Origin of the sequence: Bacillus cereus group sp. BfR-BA-01441 (genome assembly GCF_022663075.1) — a bacterium.
GTDB lineage: Bacteria > Bacillota > Bacilli > Bacillales > Bacillaceae_G > Bacillus_A > Bacillus_A cereus.
Map to the genome: position 1 here is coordinate 1 of NZ_JAKUEU010000032.1, position 22,066 is coordinate 22,066.

Below are 22,066 nucleotides of genomic sequence, written 5' to 3' on the forward strand. Positions count from 1 at the left end.
AATTATGTCTTCAACCACCGACTATTCAAGGCTATATTAAATCTGGGATATTCCCAAATGCTTTTCAGAATTCTAATCACATATGGTTGATTCCAAAAGGAGATATTGAAAACCTTAAAGCTAAAAATACAGTTCCAGAAAATTATATAAGTGTTGAAGAAACAGCAAAAAGAATTTCAAAACATCCTGCGATTGTAAAAAAGCACATTCGAAATGGTCCATTTTTCCAAAATAGAATTATTATAAAAAGAAGCGCTTATATACCTTTAACAGATATTATTGATTACGAATCCATGATTAAAATACCTAAAGGATTTATAACTGTTCTAGATGCTTGTAAACAACTTGATAGAGACGATAGTAGCATTTTGCCTCTTATTCATAATGGAGAATTTCCTAATGCATACTTTAATGAATTTCAAAAACGTTATTTAATACCCGAAACGGAAATAACCGATTATATTAATAGACAAGAAACTTTAAAAGGTTACTTGTCTATTAACGAGTGTGCCCAAAAACTCTTTTGCACAGAAAAAGAAGTACTACAGATGATTAAGAATGGGGATTTAAGGTTTACTAAAAAGAACTTGCAAGGAGAAACATTGATACTAGAAAAGGACCTGCAAACTCTTATAAGCTTTCAAAAAGTAAATAAAGAGCATTTAACTCTAATACAAGCTTCTAAAGAGCTCGAAATGCCTACAAAAGACATTCTCAAATTAATTCAAAACGAGAAATTGCATTCTACTTCCTTTTCTGATGCTATCTCAAGTAATATCCATACTTTAATACCTATAGATACTATAAATTCTCTTAAAGCAAATAAAGAAAAAAACTCTTCTATTATATCTATTGAATTATATAACACAAAAATTGCAACATTACATTTCAGAGAAGACCTCAAAAACACTGTAAATTTATATAACGAGTTTGTATTATTAAAAATTTCTCAAACTAGAGGTCAAGAAGACGCTTTTACAGATAAAGTACGCTCTTTATTTAACACTCTAAATAGTATTATTCTCAATCTACCAACAAACATCACCTTGTTGAACGATGAAGAAATTGAAGAAGTTTTAAACACCCAGAACCTCCCACTTACTCATAAACAAAACTTTATACAATTCTTGAACTATTGTTGTAGTAAAGTACCATGTATATTTAAAAATACCTACAAGATTGAATATAATGAAAAACTTAAAAGGGATAAAGAAATATACAATAAACAAACATTTCTTGATTTTTATACATATGTAAATAACATTGAACTACACATTTTAATGGCAAAACAACATAAGCAATACGCTCAAACTTGGCTATTTGTTATTATGCACATGATTAATGGTTGGAGGAAATCCACAATAGTTACCGAACTTCCAAACTTACCTTTAGAAGAAATAGAAGGCTTAAACATTTACGCTCTAGAACACCTTGAAAATAACGGCCTTCTAATTAATCAATCACAAAATATAATTAATTATTATTATGTGGTATGTAAGAATATTTACATTTCTAAAACAGGTTCTTTAGGTCAATTTCTTTGTAATGAAGACATGATTATATCCGCTGCAACAGCACTGCTAATTTGTGAACTACATCGTAGAAATGCTAAAAAACAAGAACGTTTACTCGGCTCACTAGACCAGTATAGTAATTCGCACGACCGTTTTAATATTTTTTTTAATAAAAATAAGAAATTACCAAAATTCAATAGCTTACTTATGAACCGTTCTCTACTCACACACTTTTTTTATACTATAACTAACTCTGGAAAACACTCAGAAATATCTCATGAGTTAACAAAAAACTTAAGAAATCATAGAAATATGAATTCAATTACTGCTTATGTTCAGTCTACAAATAGTGATGGGACTTTGGACACCGTCTCCCTTAACCTATTTAATCGCGGAACTTTTGGATGGCTTTATAATTTCATCATTGATTTAGCTATGAACAAAGTTACAGAAAATGATTTATTAGAAAATCGTACATCTATTATACAAGCTTATAAAAAAGAATATTCTCCTTCTCAATTAGAGGATATATCATTTTTACTCCTTAAATATCAAAACGAAAGAGAATCAATTGTTGATAAATTAATACAACTTCCAAAAGATCAAGTTATAGAAATTATTATTAAAATTTTAAAAGGAGAAAAACCCTCTAAAACTAAACATGTACAATGCATTACATATCCACAGTGCTCTTATCCAAACTTCGATTCTTGTTTAAAATGTCCTAATGCGGTATTCAATATTTATTTACTTATTGGTATTGTGGAAGAATTAAAAAATGTTCATACTTCTATAAAAAATACTAACTTTGATACAATACGATACCGTGACACCATTAGGTTTGTTTTAATCTTAGATATAATTAATCAAGCTATTTCAGAATTAGGAAAATCATATATAGAGACCTTCATTAACTTTCAGGTCCTTGAAAATATTATTACCGAAACGAATAAATATTTTCTCTTTGATTCCCCTAATTATTACATTCATACTAAGTGAGGTACTGATTTAATGCTAAATAAAACTAAATTTCTAGATCAAGATAACTATATAAACTTAATATCCATAAAGTCGACACGTTTTTATGGATCTAAAGATGAAATAGAAATATACCTACAAAATTTCAATAAATGGAAAACAGCTAATATAATTGAAAATGAATCCTTTCATGATACAAAGTGGTCAATAAGAGATAAAGACTATAACCGTCGTGGAATGTTATTTGATATAGAACTTTATGGTACTTTAAACATCGCTTTAAAGTGCTATGCGATTCATCTAATCGATCAGCTTTTATCCGTCAACCATATACACAATGTCATTTGCGCTATAAAAGAATCTATTCATATATCAAAAGCTTTTGATTTGAATCACCTAATTGACTTGGAAGAATATATAAGTAAACAAAACTATCGAAAAAGATATGAGCTAGCTAAATATACCATTGACTTCTTTTCGTTTATTGAAATTACTAATTCAGATAAATTTATTGATAGTTGCTCACCTTTCATTAATAATATTCAAAAAAGTAGAGACTTACCCAATTATCGCCATATACTATATTTTGATGAAAAGATTGAGCAATTTTTGAGTGAGGGTACCGAATTTGAATTACAAAAATATTTTCCCATTGTGCTATGGTGGAAAATAACTACTGTTATACCCATGCGCCCTACAGAATTCCTAAAACTTAAAAAGAATTGTGCAAATCAACCAAAAAAAAATAAAAAAAAATATGAAATTAAACTCTCCCGACTTAAAGAAAAAGGTACTTTAGTAAGAGATGTCGATATCCCGGATATACTTCAAATTAATAAAGATATCTATGATTTAATTCAAACTTTTAAATCCTTCTCACCTAAAGATGATAAAAGTGATTATTTATTTACCTATAAATATTATGAAATGTTTAAAGAACACTTTGGAAGTGAACGGACAAGAAAAAGTGAATTTCTTGCAGTGAGACAATTTAGTTCTCTTATTGATCAATTTTACCGTGAAATTTTGAGAAAGAAGTATAAATATGACAAAAAAGAAAAGGTTTCTCCTGGAGATACTCGCCACCTAGCATTTTGCAACATGATGTTACAAGGGTTTAATATGCTTACCATTGCTATTATTGGTGGACATAAACGTTTAGATACCCAAAAAGGCTACTGGAATCACCTAACATATTTCACTGAATCATGGGTATATAATTTAACTGAGAAACATAGAAGGTTAATGCATGTAAATACTTCCTTACCAGACTCATTATTTACTCAACATACTAGAGACACTATTAATAAATATAAATTATATAAAGATATATATGATACAAATAACTTTTTACCAGTTGATTTTGGATATTGCACTGATATTGAATACCCTTTCAATTGTACTGGTGATTGTCGCCATTGTAGTCACTATCTATTTTCCCCTAAGACAGATGAGATCACCGAAGGACTTACCTGGCTCAATGACTATTCAAAACTGTTAAATAGAAAGATTAACGAACAAGTTAGCATGTTAACTTTTATTTCTAAGAACATGAATTACAATCTAGAAGAATCAAATTACTCTTTAATTGACCAAGAAAATTTATCTTCAAGTGCCAGCGAATTAAATCGCTTATTAACTCAAAAAGCTATTGTAGACGCCAAGTTACCTAAAACAATTGAATAATTGTATTTTATAAATAAATTACCAAATAAAAGGAGATAACATCAAGTTGAATAAAAAAGAAAAAGGAAGGCCTCAAAAATATACCGATGAAGAATTAACTAAAATTTTGCTAGATTATGCATCACACAACCCTGGAAAAATAAACTATTTAGCTTTAGAAAAAACAACGGGTATAAAAAGGCATGTATGGTCAAGAAGAAAGCGTAAAGATATCGAACGATTAAATGTACCTTTATTAAGTGAAAATAATGATGCTTCACCTCTTCCACTACCTAATATTGAATTTATTATTGAACGCTATGGAAATGACACTAAAGCATTATCAGGCGCTTTAAAACATGTCAATGAAGTAATTCAGTCGCTTTACGATGATCTATTACAATCACAAAAGAAAAATAAACAATATAAAGAAAACATCGAACATCAAAAACAAAAAATAAAAGAATTAACCATCATTTTAAAAGAATACGAAGACATTATTGCTGGAAGTGTATATAAAAATAATAGAGAAGAAACTCAACTGCAAAATAATATACTCACAATCGATAGTAATAATAAAGAAAACGCAGTAAGCCTAGATTTTAAAAAGATGTTTCCAAATATCTTTAAAAGGTGAATAAATATTAACTTACCGTGTAATATTCTTTTTTCTAACCTAAATTCAAAAACGAACTGAAAATTCACATTATCCAGTTGTCCCTAAGTAAAAAAGTTCTTTACTAATAATTATCGAAACTCTATATTTTCCAATTAAGTAGAGAACTTTCTTCTATGGATTTTTAAGTGCTGCATAGGCTTTTAATAATTACAATATCTTACATACAAATCACCTTCTTTAAATTTCAAGACAATCTCACCCCGAAGTTTAACTTATACATAAAATCTTCCGCTAAAAACCTTTCATGTGTGTAACGTAGTGAGTTTTCTTTTTGATTTATATAGTATTTTTGAAACGAATTAACAATTTTTTTACTTGTTGTGTCATATTGATTCCGTATTCCTTAATATCTATATCTTTTTTTGAATCTACTAACTTAGATATACAAATCCCCCTATCACTAATAATCCCTAAGCCAATTCAAGAATTTGTGCAAAACATAATTTATGAATATCCTCTTCTTAGGCATCTATAGTGCCTATCTGTTTATTATTTTTATTAGTATACAAATTAGACAAACTCAATTGATGATACTTTACGGAAAGCAAGCATCCCTTTTCATTATTAAGAACATTTAAACAATCAGTTATTCATATCTGATATACCAGATCTCCTAAGTAATTAGATAAAAGACATTACCTACATCTTGAATTCTATTTCGAAAATATTCCGTATTTAAAACCTGATTGCATAAAACTGGGATAACAAGTATCTAAATATTTATTTCAGATGAAATTTCTTAACATTGAATGTATTTAATCAAATTTAATTTATTTACACATAATTCGAATGTTTAAAAATAATATTTTTTGGTAATTAATACTTATAAGTTCTATTCAAGGAGGTTGCTTAAATGGCAATAATTTGTGCTAATGTAAAAATTTCAGGAACTAGGCCCCTTTTATTTAATCGCTTTACCGAGGATGCAATTCCTATAACAAAACAAGAAAAATGGGGAGTCCCAGGAAACAATCCTGAGGAATGGAAAAAAACTTTTCAAGCTACTCGGCAAGGTCAGTTATACTTGGATCCTATTTATATTTTCTCTTGCTTACGTGCGGGTGGAAAATTTATATCTAAAGGAAGAGGAACTTTAGAACCCGAAGTTTCTTCAACTCTCCAAGTATTAGACAATAAAATATTCATTAACAGGTATCTTCCCCCTATTAACGAGATAACAAGAGATGATAAAAAAGATGTATATATTGATGTTCGACCTGTTTCAAGAAGAGGGGTAAAAAATATACGTTATCGCTTAGCTATTTCACCCGGATGGGAGGCAGAATTTAATATAATATGGGAGGGAACTTTAATTAATCGTGAACAAATGAGAGCTATTTGCCAAGATGCCGGTGCTTATGCTGGATTAGGCGACGCAAGAAAAGTGGGATTTGGTCGATTCTATGTCACAGATTTTAATATTATTCAGGAAACAGTACATGCCTAAGAAGAGAACACCCTTTGAAACTTGGAAAAAAAATATAAGACCAATTGTATGGAACAGAGATAATAGACAATGTATACGTTGTAAAAAAGCGCTCTTATTAAATGAATGCCACATTGACCATATAGTCAGTGGGCTAAGTGGGGATAATAGACTTCAAAATTTACGTACACTTTGTAGAAAATGTCATGTTCTACGTGCAGATTGCTTTCATCGAGGTATGATTGCAAAAGCTTTAAAAGATGGAGTTATAACAGCGGATTGGCGTCAATTTGTTTGGAATGAAGAATCACTATTGAATAGGTAGAACAGAATTCTTTTAAAATTCCTAAAGAAATAGTAATAGTATACAAATTTAAACATAGTATGCTTTATAAAAACAAATTAGATGTATGGTACGATTTGATACGGATATAAACTAAAACCATTTTTTCTAATTAAATTTAAATACAAATTCTTACATAGTAGATAAACAAATTAATATTTAAAAATAAACATTCAATTAATATTATATTATTTGCAGATTAAATATTTAAATAAAACTACTGTAAATTTTATATTTCACGAACATTATCAAAAAAGCATAATTGTGTCGAAACAGTTAAAACTGTTCAATAGGAGATGACCCCCCTATTGCTGAAGAGATAGGTCATTTAATAAGGTTGGGCTTGGCATAGTACATTCCGGCTGGGTTCGGTTCAGTGGTGTTTGGTATGGTACGGCTTGATACGGCATTTAATAATTATATAAACCATTTTTTTCAAAACTTCTTCATTACATACAATTAAATTCTCTACTAACTAAACATAAAGGGCTATAGTACTATTTTTTCATTTCCATTCCGCTTTTAATCTAAATAATCAATAAAAAATACTTATAAGTTCTTTTACACGAAATTTAAGCACTATAGTGTTATTACATTCATTTGTACACTTCTCTAATCTGATAGAGAGGTGATACACTTGTCTGATTTCTTAAAATTAGTTGGGGAAAACATCCGCTTTTTACGAAAAAAAAGAGGATTGACACAAGAAGAATTAGCTGAACGAATCAATCTACAACAGGCTTACATTGGTGGAGTTGAACGTGGAGAAAGGAACATTTCCATGCTTACCCTACAAAAAATTGCTGATGGTCTAGAGGTTTCACCTGATCTAGTTTTAAACTTTGGTAATATCAATTTAATCGATAATCCTCAAAGAGATGAATCTCTTAGTATCATTACTTCCCTACTTCATCAAAAAAACGTTAATGAATTGCAATTTATCCTAAGGTTTCTTCGTAATTTCTCTGAATTCGTAGAGAATAACAACTTTAAGTAATAAATGCAACATATTTTCGAATACATACTCTAGATATTTTCTTACAATAAACGTCTCAAATTATCTAAAGATTAATAAAAGGGGTTCCAACTCTCTCCTTACCTAGAAAAACTTTAATACCATTGCACATAAAAAAGTTATCCTGTCTAATATATTTAGACAGGATAACTTTTTTATGTTTTTTGATTCAAGATGTTCCTACCAATGTGAGGTTCTTGTTAAAATATTTTTTATTAAATCCTAAATAATAATTGAAAGTTATCAACTAAAGTCATTATTTAGATGTATTCTCTGAAAAGCTCATTTTCCAGCTAAAAAATTCATTCTCAGGATTTTTTTCATATCTTAATATTGCATCAAACTTGTTTCCCTTTTTACTTGTTAAACCTTTCGTTAGAACCTCTCCATCTTTCAACAACTTCTTGACCATAGTTTTATTTGGTTTTTTCTTCATTGTTGCTAAAAATTTATCATTCTTCCATATAACAAACTTGCATCCATTTTTCCAATCTGAACATCCAAATCCTTTTTTTCCCTCTACAATAGAACTCGAACAAACTGGACATTTCCCTAAAACCTCTATTTTTTTAGGTTCTTGTGTAGCATGGTGTAAAATAACATCTTGATCATTTTTTATCATTTCTACCGATTTCCTTGTAAAATCAAAGATAAAATTTAAAAAAACACTCCTGCTCACTTTCTTTTTTTCCATATCCGACAGTGCTTTCTCCAGTTTCCCCGTAAACTCCAAATCAAATAATTCTTTGACCGGAAACGTTTCTACAATCTTTCGACCTAACTCACTACATAATAAACTTTTATCTTTTGAGAAAATATAGCCAATATCTTTCAATTTCTTAATTGTTTCTGCTCTAGTAGCCGGAGTCCCTATACTAAATCCACTTAACACAGCTTCTTCTTCATCATAATTTTTCCCACAAGTCTCCATCACTCGTAACAACGTTTTCTCTGTATGATGTTTTGGAGGCTTTGTTACATGAGAAGCAACTTCCGCATTTGTAATTTCAAGATTTTCTCTGACTTCTACAAATGGTAGCATATTATCTTTGGATTCAATTTTCTCGACTTTGCGCCACCCTTCAATAATTTGGACGCGACCTTTTGCAATAAATAATCCTTTTACAGAAGAATCACTGATTTTAATCTGAATACGTGTTTCTTCATGCTCTGCTACAGGCATAAATTGCATAATAAAACGATTTTTGATTGCTGTGTATACAGTTTGTTCATCACTTGTTAATGATTTAGGAATGACATACGTAGGCATGATAGCACTATGACTTTCAACTTTTGCATTATTAAATACTCGTTTCGTTTTGGCAAAAGAGATTTCATCCTCATATGGTAATCCCTTTTTTACTGCTTCTAAAACTTTGGCTGCCCGTCCAACTAAACTTTCCTCTAAAGCTGTACTTCCCGTACGAGGATAGGTAATATATTTTTTCTCGTATAAAGACTGAGCCACTTTTAATACTTTATCAGATGTCCACCCTTTGTATTTACTTGTAACATATCCTTGTAAATTAGATAAATTAAACAGAAAAGGAGAATATTCTCTTTTTCGCTCAACTTGTTTATCTAGTACTACACCTGAAGAACGTTGTAATATAGTATAGATTTCATCTAAAGTAGCCTTAGTTTTAAATTTATCTTCTTGCTCTTCCATATAAGTTGCTTCAAACTCTTCTTCTCGTTGTGTTTTGAATGTAGCAACTAATTTATAATAATTTTCTGGTACAAAGGTTTCAATTTCTTTGTCTCGATCGTAAATAATCTTCAAAGTAGGCAATAAAACTCGCCCTATGTTTAACGCCTGTCCTCCTCCTTTTTGATACTTGAGTGTCGCAACAGAAGTTAAATTAATTCCAATGGCCCAATCTGCCCATTGTCTACTAACCCCAGCATCTTGCAACGGACGTAAATCTGAATTTGGACGAATTTGCTCTAAACCTGCATTTACTTCATCTGGTGTCCACTCATTTAATAATAAACGGTATACTTGTTTTGGTGCCTTTATATTATATATAACACTATCACCAATTACTTGCCCCTCACGATCATAATCACATGCTGAAATAATTGAATCTACGTCATTCCTAAAGAGTAAGGAACGAATTGTATCAAGTTGTTTCTTCGCTCCACTATCAGCTTTATCTCTATTTGTTGGGCTACTTTTCACCTTATATTGAAATTTTTCAGGAATAAAAGGAAAATTATCCATCTGCCACTTAGCCATTTTTTCATCATAATCTTTTGCATCATATAATTGAAGCAAGTGACCAAATGCCCACGTGACAATATAATTATTTCCTTCGTAAAATCCATCATTTCTTTTTTTTATTTTTAATGCATCAGCAATGTTCTTAGCAACGGAAGGTTTCTCTGCTATAATTACCGCCTTCAATATGAATCCCTCCTAAATTAGTTAAATAGTTAATTTTAAAATATCGGCATTGCTTCTACCGCATCTGTCAATTCCTCATAAGAATTTTTCAAATATCTTGTTGTTGTGGAAATATGAGTATGACCCGCTAATCGACGAACCTTCTCTATATCATTATTGGTTGCCTTTAACATCCATTTACAAAATGTATGCCTAAACATATGTGGTGTTAATTTTTTACCCGATGTACTGTAATTTTCAATCATGGCCTGAATTCCACGAATTGAGAACTTTTCAGATCTTTGACTGTAAAAAGCATAAGGTGATTGGGTAACTATCTCTTTTCCCTTTGATATTTTACTCCTGAATTGAAGCCATTCCAATACTTCATTATAAAGAAAATTTGACATTGGTATAGTTCTTACCTTAGTCCCCTTCCCAATTACCCGAATTTTTTTCAAATCTAAGTCTATATCTGTGATCTTCAAATTTGATAATTCTTCCACACGTAACCCTGCATAAGTGAGAATATAAATAATTGCTCTATCTCTTCGATATTTTTCTTCAGGATTTACTCCTCTAGTCTTTACAGGATATTTCCTCATTCGTCCCAATAAATCCTCAAACTCTTTCTCTGTTAGCCACATAATCTTTTCATGTTCTTCATCTGCCATTTTTAAACCCTTAATATCGATCATAGGGTTTACTTTAATATACTTTTCTCTTTCAGCCCAACTAAAATAACTCCTGAGAGTATTTAATCGACGATTTATAGTACTTACGGATAATGCTTTACCTTCTTTAGGATTTAACATATCTCTTATCCATTTTTTAATATCATTACTTATAACATAACTATCTGGATTTACTCCCATTTCTTGAAAGAAAATTTGCAAATCGTTGATATAGGATATTACAGTATTCTGAGACTTCCCTTTATCAATTAAATAATTACGGTATTTATGTAGCATCTTTCCACCTCTTATATTATATGCTAAGTTAAGAGTGAGCGAATTAAAAAAAACAAGTACTTTCTTCCATATTATACGATGAGTTTAAAGGCAATATCAATAAGAACTCAACATATAATGCGTATTATGTGTTGAGTTCTCTTTCTAGCCCTCAACAGTATTGTTTGCTATTTTCAATTTCTAATAAAAGTAAAAAATTGAAGTAATGATTTTCACATTACTTCAATTTTTATAGATTCATTAGAAACTCTTCTATTTATTCTCTCTCTAACCTCGCTTCCATAATTTGATTATCAATTCCTATGCCTTTTGATGCTTTCACCTCATATTCAGCCCACTCACGTACCCGCTTCAATCTATGTTTTAAATATGGTTGCATTTTTTTTTCAAGTTCATCATGCTTCTCAATTTTTTCTTGTACTGAATATACTTCAAAAGAATGCCTACCTGATATAAATTCTCTAAAAAAGCGATCATCATTTTCATATTTCTCTAGTAACCACTCTGTTAACGGTGGAATAAAAGTACTATCATTTTCTTTTGGCTTAGGGGATTTTATATGTCTTGCTAAAGCTCTAATATTATCTATCTCATTCTCTCCAGCCCATTTTTTCACAACTTCAATATCCAGAGCCTCAAACAGCCCTCGATATACATGAATAAAAAACGCATCCCTGTATTTCTTATCGACTATTTTCTCACTTATTTTTTCCATTAAAATTGAAGAAAACCCTGATGGAATTCCTTTAATCATTTCCAGTGCATAACCTTCCAGCATCCCATGACCACTCTTCCAAACAACTAAAGCATGTATAAGTAATTTTATTTTTTCTTCTATAAAATATTCTGGAACAATTGCGATTGCTTCTTTCCAATCCCAATCATCAAATAAAACCTCTTCCATTAAACATTTTTCTAGCACTTTTAATATTAATTGAAATCTTTCATGTGAAATATCTTTATCTACTGCATTATGACTCCACATATTAGTTAATCTTAAAACCAACTGACTAGAACCCTTATCTGATACGCTATTAACTATTAAATCAAACAGATTTATTTTATGCTCTTCTGTCATTAATTTGTTCCATTCAGTAAACTGTAATTTAAAAAGGTACTGACTTATGTTTTCAATCTGCATACCTAATATCTCTATTATACGTGTATATCCTTCCTTACTAATATCAATAGATAATGTAATATTTAATACAGATAAAAGATTAATGCTAGTATAATTATCTAGTAAATCTACAAATTCTTTAGGAATTTCACCCAATCGGGTAACTATACCTTGTAAATATGCAACAACATATTCCGTATGCTCGCCTAAAGTGATTAACTCCTCTATATAATATTTATAAAATTGTTTTTCATCAGCTCTGCCAATGCTATTAAACAATTTTACAACAGAAGTATTATTTACATTACTTCTTAATAATCTTTCCAACTGCTCTACTTTAACCTTTCTTTCCACGATTTCCTCTGCTACTGTTAAAATATCATTGTCAATTTGTTGATTATTATGATATTGTGCCCAGTAATCTTCACAAATTATATCTAATATTTTTTGTTCAAATGCATTTGCATTTGTAAATAGAACTCGCCACTCCATCAGTTCTATTATGTATTGAGGATAAAGATCTCGATGTATACAATTATTAACAAATTTCCTAATACCAAGTATTTGCGACTCTGATAATTCATTTTCCATAAATATCTCTTTTAAACGTTCAATGAATCCATATTCCACAAAAATATCTAATTCATTTATAATAAAATCTATTAATTTCGTTCTCAGTACTCCTCCAAGTTCTATCGTGTCTAATAATAAAGAAATAGCCTCTTTCCTTATTCTTATTAATTCCTGATAAGAATCCGGTCTCCATTCTTTTGGTACAATGCGTCCACCTATAACTTGCTTAGGCATTATCCGAGAAATGCCATCTTGGAAAATACCTCTAACAGCTTCAATAATTAATTCTATATTTTCCGATGTCCCCTCTTGTAATCTTTTTATTAATAATTTATATCTCTCATTGAAAGGAACCTCAGTATTTGAAAGTATTGGAGTAAATAGCGCTTGCCAAACCCCTTTACTATTATTAGAAATATGATTTTCAGTTTCACATTGTGCCAATTTAAATAGAATAGCTTCACAATAAAAGAAGTTATCCTTAAAACAAGCTAAATCTTCACATAACCATACTATATCCCTTCTAGACTTAGAACCTATACTACTAAATTCTAATAATTCTTCATGTGAAATATTATTAATGGCTGATTCCAACCATCTCAGTCCATTTTCTGGTGAAAACTCTGTATATACTTTAAATATCTTTGATTTATCCTTATTTAAAATTAACGAGAGGTCACTATTTGGAAATGCTATGCGAAACCAAGTAGCTAAAGCTTCTATACCTTCCTTTCTAATGTGAAATCCAGATTCTTCTATTCTATTAATAAATCTTTTTTGCATTATAGCAGAAGGCATATTACCTATAAAATTTTCCAAATCATTTTTTAATAATGGCCAGCCATCATTTTCAAATACTAATCTAGCTAAAGCTCTAGGTGACGCTTCGAAAAATTCGGACTTTATTAAACCTAACCAACAATTTTTTGCTATTTCAATTGTTTTATCTAGTTCACTAATATTGATATTAAAGTATTCAGCTATGTACTCTAATTCTTCTCTGAACTGGTTTTTAAAACCGATATCAATAAAAAGGCATAAATAAATATAATTTTTCTTAAAATCTTCGAAATCACCAAACTCCCCTTGGAATTGCTTAAACACCCTAACTAATATTTCACTAATATTTTCAAACCTTGTAAAAATGGAATTAATAGAAGGTAAGTTTTCTATTTTCCCCCTCTTATTCACATTAATTAATAACAATACTAGACGTAAGTCACTTTCACATAGACTCATTAAATAATTTTGTTCTTCTTCTTCTAAAGAAGAATCCATAACTTTCATTAAGTTAACTACATCGCTATTACTAGGGGGAGGTACTACTAGTATCCCTTCTATAACTTGTATTTTGTTCTCTGGCACAACACCTATAGTTATGATTCTGATTCTATCAGTATGCTCACTAAATATTCTATTTAAATCTTGCCATTCATGCAGTGAAATATCATCTATTACTAATCTTACTAATTCATTTGTTTCATTTTTTATATAGTCTATAAATTCATGCTTTAATTCACTATAATTAGAAAAATAAATCACACTGTGCAATTCTACTTCCTCTTGACAAGCTTTCAATACCGTTCGTGTCTTTCCTATTCCAGATCTCCCTAAAATATGCAAAACATTTATTTCATCGTTATTAAAAAAATGATTTTTCACATCTGTTATTATTTGTTTTGAGTGTTCAAATTCTATCCACGGTGACGTATTGAGCCTCTTTTGTCTTTCCCACTCATTTAAATATAAATATCCACAATACTTTTTAGCTATGTAACTTCGGATTACTTTAGGGAGAGGCGGTAAACTATTTTCTTTTAATATCTCTTCTACATGATGAAGTTTCTCTCCTACTAAATTTTTATACCCAACATCCTTGTGCTTTACTTCAGTAAAAATCCCTGTCAGTACCAATTTTCCATCAAGTTCTACGAACATTCCAGAACCAGAGAAACCACAAATATATGTTTTCTCTTCACTTGTAAAAGTAGCTAATGAATCTTCTGTTCTAAACTCTATCATTTGCTGTGAACTCGATTTTACTTCTCCATCAATTTTTTCTTTAGGATTTTTAATATTATCTTGAGCTTGGATTGGATATCCACAAATTGTTACCTTCTCTCTATATTTAATATTCTCATATATATACAATGGAGAAAGACTTAAATTTTCTTCAAGAATTATAATCGCTATATCTGCTGTTTCATGCATCTTAAAATCTTTCACAGTATACTCTATCCATGTTTCTTCATCTTTAAATCTTCGAATTTTAATTCCTGAAACAACCACCTCCTGAGGTTCTTTTTCAGTACCTATTAGACAGTGCTTTGCAGTAATAACATATGTCACTTCTTTTGAACCCGATTGAACAAGACAACCACTTCCAAAGTTACCATTGCATAATACCTTCACAGCAATTTGATCGTATAATCTATCCATCATTTGAAATCTATACCTCCAAAATATTTTTATGCCAACATCTTATTCTGTAATCTTCCTGCTCCTCTTTCAAAAAAATATTTTCAAAAATAGGGTAATTAAAGAAAAAATCTACATCTCCATCACAATTCTTAACGATTCTTGCCATGGATTCCTTATTTGGCAAACAGTGTTTAGAACCATTTGTAGTGAATATATAATTTTTACATCCTATTAATTTCAATAACTCATCACTAGTATTTTTTTTGCTTCCATGATGAGAGACTTTTACATAATCAACAACTAGTTTTTTTTGTTCATCATATCCAAGTTCTCTAAGCGATTGTACAATATCAGATGGATGAGAATCTGCTAATAATAGTATTTTCTTCCCTTTATACTCTATTATTATAGAGATACTACTTTTATTGTGGGATTGATCATCCTCTTTAAACTTATTTTCTGCTAACACTTTTAGCGGATACTTATAATCTTTTTCACATCCAGCCATTTTATTTGTCTCTTCTTCTTCTATCCATTTATTAATTTTTTGTATTCTAGGAGATAAAACTGTAATTCTCGATTCTCCTATACTGTAATTAACAAAATCCTCATTTCGACATACTAAGACTTGTTCCCAACAGCTGTATGAATCCAATTTCTCTTCAAGTGTTCTAGCTTGTCGAAGGCTCATTTTTGTTTGCTCAGAATCTACCCCTAATTCAACTCCTTTAGAATTAGGAATTTCTACTTTTAATTCTCTAGATAAAGCTTCTTGTGAGTTAAACCAAACTTTTTTTATAAAGCTTTTATCCATACTGTTATCCTTAAATAAGGATAATATTCCACCTATATGATCATTATCAATATGAGTAACAATAAGTAAATCAATGAATTGTCCTTTTATATCTAAAAGCTCCTTTTTTAAAGTTTGATAGTATGTCCTGGGAATCCCACCATCAATTAATATATTTTTTATATTCTCACCTTCGCCAAAAGTAATTAATAAAGAATCTCCATCAAAAGCTTTTAATACTTTCATTTGAAACAATATATTCAACTCCTTTTTGCACTCTCAAAAATATGTAATTTTTTCATTTATATAACTTCGCTAATTATTGTTTCAACCTATCTCTGTTAAAATTTTATCAAATTGATTTCATTCACTTTAAGCTGACTTAACTTTTATAACCTTTCTTCAGAAAGAACCGGAATATTAACACATAAATTTTGTTTAAAAACTCCATAGGCCTCTTTAGTGATATCAGATGACACAAAGAAGCTAGCTAAAATTGACTGTTTAAATATAAAAATAGAAATAACAAAATATCAAATTCTTCCTAACTATGATACTCTCAGACAAGGATATGACTCTATAAAAAGCATTGGATATTTGGAGAGATTAAATAAAGAAATAAATTAGTTTCCACTCCGAATTTTTGAACTTTTATAATTCAAATGAATGTTATTTATTCAATTATACATATTTTTCATTGCTAATAATTCTCTCCATTAATTACATTCGACTCTAAAACTTTATACTTAATTAGAAAAAACGGAGGAGAACAGTTATTACCTGTAATTAATTAACTATCCCCTTTTTTGCCTAAGATATAACTCAAAATACTTCTCTATACCCAATCTTATAGCTAGATAAATAACCCAAAGTCGTTTCACTAATTATCCTGAGTAACTTTATTTCTCTCACTATTAAGAACTCCTTCTATTTTCATAATAGCTTCATTTCTTAAATCATCTAGTATTGAATAAGAACATTGGGATTTGATGCTCTTATTCACTTTATCCAATTCACCTAGTATTTTTTTTTGTCTCTCTTCTGGAATTTCACTCCATACGGAAGGGCTTATAAACCAATGATCTGTACCATAAATCATCCAGCTCTCAATTAAATTAATAATACTTAATTCTGTTGAACAACACACATCTAGATACTCATCCAAATCATCAGCATACTCCTTATGTACAGCAGCCATTACAATTGTTCCATTTTCTTGAGGTAGGATATTCATTATCACAGATATGTTTAGTGTTTGTGATTCTCCATCCCTATTCCACATTAAGTTTCCTACACCAGACAAGCATACAGGAAACAAATTTCCCCCTATCAAAATAGACTTTATGTATAGCTCCTCATTTTTTTTATTAATTAAATCAACTACACTTGCATTATATAATTCCTGAGCATCTTTTATAAATTGCTCTAATTCAAGTTTTACTTTTTCTTCAATTTCATCATATGGATCCTTAACTCTTTTTATATTGTCATGTATCTGAATAGGAAGGGGAGCATACTTATTGAATAGATCTTTTGCAGTTTTTAATTTTCTTTTACTATTTTCTTCTATTGAGCTCACTAAATGTTTATGACGATGATTCAACATATAAAGATGCCTACATATTGTCCTAAACACTTGTAAGGATTCATCAATTTCGTTTTCAATTTTTTTCTTCTCTTCAAATTCCTTAAAAACTTTTTCATGTTCATAACAAAAACCAGGGAATGTGGAAGATTTCGCTATCTTTACCTCTTTAATTTGGGATTTCCCGCTTTTCACCTCAGATGTCAGCACCGTATCTTGATTATTCCCTTCTGCAATCATCTTTAAAGGTCCTTTTTCTTGAATAGTATGAGAATTAAGGATTGTGATATCTTTACAACCAGGGTACATACATTTTTTTTTAGTTCCCCAATCCGTATTCATTTTTTTTAAAGAATCATAAAAAATTCTTTTCCTTTGTGACTCATTTTCAAATATTTCACCACTCAAAAGTTTATTACTTAGTTCTTGCATAAAAAAATCAAAGTTTTTTAACTCCTTCAATATCTTCACTCCTTTTTTATACTTAATAGCTAACTTACTCTTTATAAAGTTTGTAACAATTGTCTTATTTTTAGCATATACAGAAGGATTGTTCCAACAATAGCAATAAAAATCCATAAATTACTTTTCAAAATAAACCTTAATATAATAAAACATATTATTTGACTTACTAACTACTATCTGAATCTTAATTACTAAATAAATGCTTTAGAAGAATATAAGAAATACCTTTTAGTACTTATTTTTATTAAGCTTCGTACTTTATAAAGAGTGTTCATGTTTTCTTTTTTATTATGTGTATTTTTAATCTTTAATGAGAAAATCTACTAATGTAAATCTCTGTCCTAAAAACAGTATTCACTAAGTTATTACCTTCGCTATCTCGCGATATGATTTTCAGATAAACTTGCCCTCTTAATTTTTACTAATCTAAAATCTTTACACCTAATTCACGAGAAATATCTCTTATAAATTTAGAAAATGGTCTCTTATCTATATTTTCAGCTTGAACATAAACACCCAAAACTAAATTCAAAATCTCTTCTTCAGAATTAAATAATTTACCACCAAATTCCTCCATTAAACTATTTATTCTTGATTCATTATATATTACTGATTTCTTTATTAAGTCTTGAATACAATCTTTATGAAGAGAGTATAATTCTCTAAGCTTAAATATTTCAGCATTACACTTAGCTTTTCTAATAAATTCATCACTAGCTGTAGGCCCCTCTTTAAAAACAATATCAAATTCTTTAGAATTACCATATAAAAAATCCAAATCATACTCTTTCCTAAGGGATTCCATTTGCGTTATATCTGTCCTATTTTTAAGTTTTCCTATCTCTTTTTCTTTTGCTTTTATTGTGAACAAATATTTATCTTCAAATCCCTCTTCATATGGGTGAATATTTTTTTCATAAGTGAAATCTTTATCATTTTTTAAACTCGAATTACAAACTTTACAGCTTGGAATAAGATTATAAAAAGATAATGCTAAATAAGGATATTTTTTTTGGGGAAAAAATGATCTAAATCTCCCCGTGTTTTTCCACTTTTTGAATAATATGATGAAATATATTGTCTATTACAATATGGACAAACATTTAAAGCTAATCCCATTACTAATTGATATGGTCCCCATCCTTCTCGAATATCGAACAATTTTTCTTCACTTTTTTCAAAAATCCAACAGTTGGATTTTTCAACTATGTTTTTTATTTTGATTTTTAAGTCAGTCAGGGTTGGGAAATCCTGAAAAATAATTTCCTCCATAATTTCACTTGCTTTATTTATCAATGAAGCATCCAAATGTTTATTCTTATCCCTAAATTCCTTTACCAAATTAATTATATTAGTTTTCAAGAATGATAATTGCTCCAAAGAAGTACTCCGACCTATTTCTCTTTCTATATTTTTCAATGTAGCATTATTAACAAGAGACTTTATTTTTTTTAACATTTTAGTAAAAGAATATCCAAATTCTCTTAGCTCTTCTGCTGAAAATGATTCATAATTAAAAATTTCATTTAATTTGGTGTAAACTTCCTCTCTTTCATTAGACCCCATTCTTGATAGCATACCTTTACAAGCAATAGAAATATCATACAAAGTTTTAGGTTTTGCGGTTATAATGTCTTTTCTATTATCATACAAGTATTCGAAAAAAGTATGTTGTTCCTTAGTGAAAGGTCCTCCATTCAATAAATCATGTATTTTATAGAGATATTTACAACTAATATATTCATAGTGCCTTTTTACAAGTATATTTAAGGATTCTGATTCAATTTTAATCATCTAGATCACCTGAAAGCAGTCTATCTTCTAGATTCTTTATTTTTTTCTTTAATTTATCTATTTCTTCATCTACACTTATTAACTTTATTTTTAATTGATCTTCTAGCATGCTCATTAATTTATTTCTAATAATAGGTTCTCCTATGATATTTATTAATTTACGAACTCTCTCTTCATTTTCCCTTATATTAGCAATATCACCACTTAATATATTTATAAGCCAATTTATCTTTTCTTTTGCAAAATCCCCAATTAATTCACCTTCTAAAAAAAATGAATCTGATAATAATGTATGTATATTAGCTGCAAAAGTTTGTTTTTTATTGATTAAGGTGTCAATAATGCCATTTCCCCCAGCCTTTTTCCCTATAAAAACAATATTATGTTTAGGCAAATCCGATACTATAAAGGGAGAGTTAGATGTCAAGATAACCTGAATATTTTTATGGTAAATCATTTTAAAGAAATCTAGTAAATCTTTTAAAAGGCTCTTCTGCCATTGTGGGTGGAAATATAATTCACCTTCATCTATCAAGATTAAAATATTCTTGTCTGCTAAATTATTTATATCAATAGCAACACTATAAAATCTAGAAAACATGTCCAACATAGCCTTTTGTCCTGAGCTTAATTGTAAATTCCAATTTAATGTAATATAGGGATGCATACGAGAGGAAATAATATAATCTTTCATAAATTTTATTAACGCATCATACCCTTTCCCTAATTTCAAACAAAGTTGGTTATGATATATGTATATATTTTCTTCGTTTACTAGTAAATTAACAAGGTTAATTAATGATTGAACTTCTAAAAGCCATTCTTCACTTAGCCCACCTTCAATATATTCTGTATCAAAGGATATATAACGATATTCCTTCAAAACTTGTTTCCAATCTTTTAGTACTTTAATTATTCCATCTATACTATCCTCTTGAAGATAACTATCTTTTTGTTCCTGACTCATTGGCTTTATAAATTGCTCCTCAAAATCTAAGGTCTCAGGAAATTGGTTAAAATAACTATTTATCATGTTATATAAAAACTTACTCAAATTTCTTTTTTTCTCATTTTTATGTTCTTCATTCTTCCTTATAAGCTGATTTAAAATTTTTCTAAATTGTTCCGGAGTTCTTGATCCATTTTCAAATATTTCGATTAAAGGATAGCCAAAGACTAAAGCATCAGGATATTCAAAACCTAATTCATTAAACTTAGATTCTGATATAAATTTTGCCTGTCTAAATACATTGGATGCCCTGTGTAATTCGATTGTGTCAACCATATCAAGAGCTTCATCAAAGTTCCAATCGTGTTTATCTGTTTTCATTAAATAATTTGTTGATACATTAAATAATGCTTTTTCAGATTGTAATAACATGCTTTGTTCAAGACCCGTATCAAATACGTTACTAAAAAATATGCATGGTACTGTAGGCACTTTTAATGATTTAATACGTCCAAGGTTATTTTTTTCAAGATTATAATTGGTTTTTATGATTTCTACTGAGTCATTAACACATAAATCCTCTATTTTTATCAATAATGAATCATGATAAAAAACATAGATCTCCTTAGTTTTATTTTGTTTTTTTGTGAATGCAATAATATACTTCTGATTAGTAAAAATACCTTTTTGAGAGAAAATGTTTTTAATTAAATTTAAAACTGTTGTTTTTCCTGCTCCATTTTCACCTACAATACCAGTTACATCAATAACCTTTTTTGTATCATCAAAAAAATCATCAATGTAATTTTCATTTTCTTTTATATATAATACCTTTGAATCTGAGTTATACAAAAGTTCGAAATTCCCATCAAAATTAAATCCTTGTTTTGAAATACAACCAAAATCATCTGCCCATATAAATGCTAATTGCATTATTCCTTCACTCTCCGCTTCTAAATCACAACAATAAAATTTATCTCTTTTATTCCAACTTAATCCTTAGCTTTTTCTTTATATTATTTTTTAGTACTAGAATTTAATATAGTCTTTTGAACTTAGAAATGATCAATTAGTACCTACTCATTTTTAGATTTATAATTATTTAAATTTCCCTTTTTAAAACTAAAATACAGTTTATTACTAGTTCTTCACTATTTTTAAGTATACCAGATATTAGTATTACTTCTTTTAGATTAAATAAGTTATTAATCTAAAAATAAATTACATATAGTGCTGTAATAATTATAGATCCATTTAAAACTTACCATACAAAATAATTAGAGCGTTAAATCTCTATAACCTTATATATAAATTTACAGAATCAAACCTAAAAAATATTCATAAAACGATATAGAATACATGCTACTATAAATAAATTTTTATACCAAC

At 29.1% G+C, this 22,066-nt stretch carries 14 protein-coding genes; 6 read left to right on the forward strand and 8 right to left on the reverse strand.

Annotation, left to right across the window (positions count from 1 at the left end):
* From MR107_RS15165 to MR107_RS15190, 6 genes are all read left to right on the forward strand, one after another.
* Positions 1-2,513: DNA-binding protein (locus tag MR107_RS15165; protein WP_242292487.1), on the forward strand; the 2,513-nt coding region annotated here is incomplete at its 5' end.
* Positions 2,514-2,525: 12 nt separating this feature from the next.
* Positions 2,526-4,178: an integrase gene (locus tag MR107_RS15170; RefSeq protein ID WP_242292488.1), complete on the forward strand. Its 1,653-nt coding sequence runs from the start codon at positions 2,526-2,528 to the stop codon at positions 4,176-4,178.
* A gap of 46 nt (positions 4,179-4,224) precedes the next feature.
* Positions 4,225-4,794 (forward strand): hypothetical protein, encoded by a 570-nt coding sequence (locus MR107_RS15175; protein WP_242292489.1) that lies wholly within the window; start codon positions 4,225-4,227, stop codon positions 4,792-4,794.
* 895 nt (positions 4,795-5,689) lie between these two features.
* Positions 5,690-6,283, forward strand: a complete 594-nt coding sequence (locus tag MR107_RS15180) for a hypothetical protein (protein ID WP_215595924.1) — start codon at positions 5,690-5,692, stop codon at positions 6,281-6,283.
* Complete coding sequence (locus MR107_RS15185) at positions 6,276-6,587, forward strand: HNH endonuclease (RefSeq protein ID WP_242292490.1); 312 nt, start codon at positions 6,276-6,278, stop codon at positions 6,585-6,587. Before MR107_RS15180 ends, MR107_RS15185 begins: the two co-directional genes overlap by 8 nt.
* Before the next feature lie 655 nt (positions 6,588-7,242).
* A complete protein-coding gene (locus MR107_RS15190; protein WP_215595922.1) occupies positions 7,243-7,602 on the forward strand; it encodes a helix-turn-helix domain-containing protein in 360 nt (119 codons plus the stop codon).
* A 274-nt stretch (positions 7,603-7,876) separates the two neighbouring features.
* Here the strand turns inward: MR107_RS15190 and MR107_RS15195 are convergent, their stop codons facing one another.
* The 8 genes from MR107_RS15195 to MR107_RS15230 form a co-directional block, all read right to left on the reverse strand.
* Positions 7,877-10,027: a type IA DNA topoisomerase gene (locus MR107_RS15195; RefSeq protein ID WP_242292491.1), complete on the reverse strand. Its 2,151-nt coding sequence runs from the start codon at positions 10,025-10,027 to the stop codon at positions 7,877-7,879.
* A 35-nt stretch (positions 10,028-10,062) separates the two neighbouring features.
* Positions 10,063-10,977, reverse strand: coding sequence for a tyrosine-type recombinase/integrase (locus MR107_RS15200; RefSeq protein ID WP_242292492.1), 915 nt, complete (start codon positions 10,975-10,977; stop codon positions 10,063-10,065).
* A gap of 256 nt (positions 10,978-11,233) precedes the next feature.
* Positions 11,234-15,112: a trypsin-like peptidase domain-containing protein gene (locus MR107_RS15205; RefSeq protein WP_242292493.1), complete on the reverse strand. Its 3,879-nt coding sequence runs from the start codon at positions 15,110-15,112 to the stop codon at positions 11,234-11,236.
* Positions 15,113-15,119: 7 nt separating this feature from the next.
* A complete protein-coding gene (locus MR107_RS15210; RefSeq protein ID WP_242292498.1) occupies positions 15,120-16,130 on the reverse strand; it encodes a ComEC/Rec2 family competence protein in 1,011 nt (336 codons plus the stop codon).
* A gap of 634 nt (positions 16,131-16,764) precedes the next feature.
* A complete protein-coding gene (locus MR107_RS15215; RefSeq protein ID WP_242292494.1) occupies positions 16,765-17,931 on the reverse strand; it encodes a hypothetical protein in 1,167 nt (388 codons plus the stop codon).
* Between the two features lie 424 nt (positions 17,932-18,355).
* Positions 18,356-18,805 carry a hypothetical protein gene (locus MR107_RS15220; RefSeq protein WP_242292495.1) on the reverse strand — a complete coding sequence of 150 codons (450 nt, stop codon included), beginning with the start codon at positions 18,803-18,805 and terminating at the stop codon, positions 18,356-18,358.
* 122 nt (positions 18,806-18,927) lie between these two features.
* Positions 18,928-19,728 carry a hypothetical protein gene (locus MR107_RS15225; RefSeq protein ID WP_242292496.1) on the reverse strand — a complete coding sequence of 267 codons (801 nt, stop codon included), beginning with the start codon at positions 19,726-19,728 and terminating at the stop codon, positions 18,928-18,930.
* A complete protein-coding gene (locus MR107_RS15230) occupies positions 19,721-21,610 on the reverse strand; it encodes an AAA family ATPase (RefSeq protein WP_242292497.1) in 1,890 nt (629 codons plus the stop codon). Before MR107_RS15230 ends, MR107_RS15225 begins: the two co-directional genes overlap by 8 nt.
* Between the last annotated feature and the right edge of the window lie 456 nt (positions 21,611-22,066).

Excerpts from the sequence above, each read along its gene's own strand:
- MR107_RS15170 (WP_242292488.1), top strand. The coding sequence starts at position 2,526 with ATGCTAAATAAAACTAAATTTCTAGATCAAGATAACTATATAAACTTA.
- MR107_RS15180 (WP_215595924.1), top strand. The coding sequence starts at position 5,690 with ATGGCAATAATTTGTGCTAATGTAAAAATTTCAGGAACTAGGCCCCTT.
- MR107_RS15185 (WP_242292490.1), top strand. The coding sequence starts at position 6,276 with ATGCCTAAGAAGAGAACACCCTTTGAAACTTGGAAAAAAAATATAAGA.
- MR107_RS15200 (WP_242292492.1), bottom strand. The coding sequence starts at position 10,977 with ATGCTACATAAATACCGTAATTATTTAATTGATAAAGGGAAGTCTCAG.
- MR107_RS15205 (WP_242292493.1), bottom strand. The coding sequence starts at position 15,112 with ATGATGGATAGATTATACGATCAAATTGCTGTGAAGGTATTATGCAAT.
- MR107_RS15210 (WP_242292498.1), bottom strand. The coding sequence starts at position 16,130 with ATGAAAGTATTAAAAGCTTTTGATGGAGATTCTTTATTAATTACTTTT.
- MR107_RS15225 (WP_242292496.1), bottom strand. The coding sequence starts at position 19,728 with ATGATTAAAATTGAATCAGAATCCTTAAATATACTTGTAAAAAGGCAC.
- MR107_RS15230 (WP_242292497.1), bottom strand. The coding sequence starts at position 21,610 with ATGCAATTAGCATTTATATGGGCAGATGATTTTGGTTGTATTTCAAAA.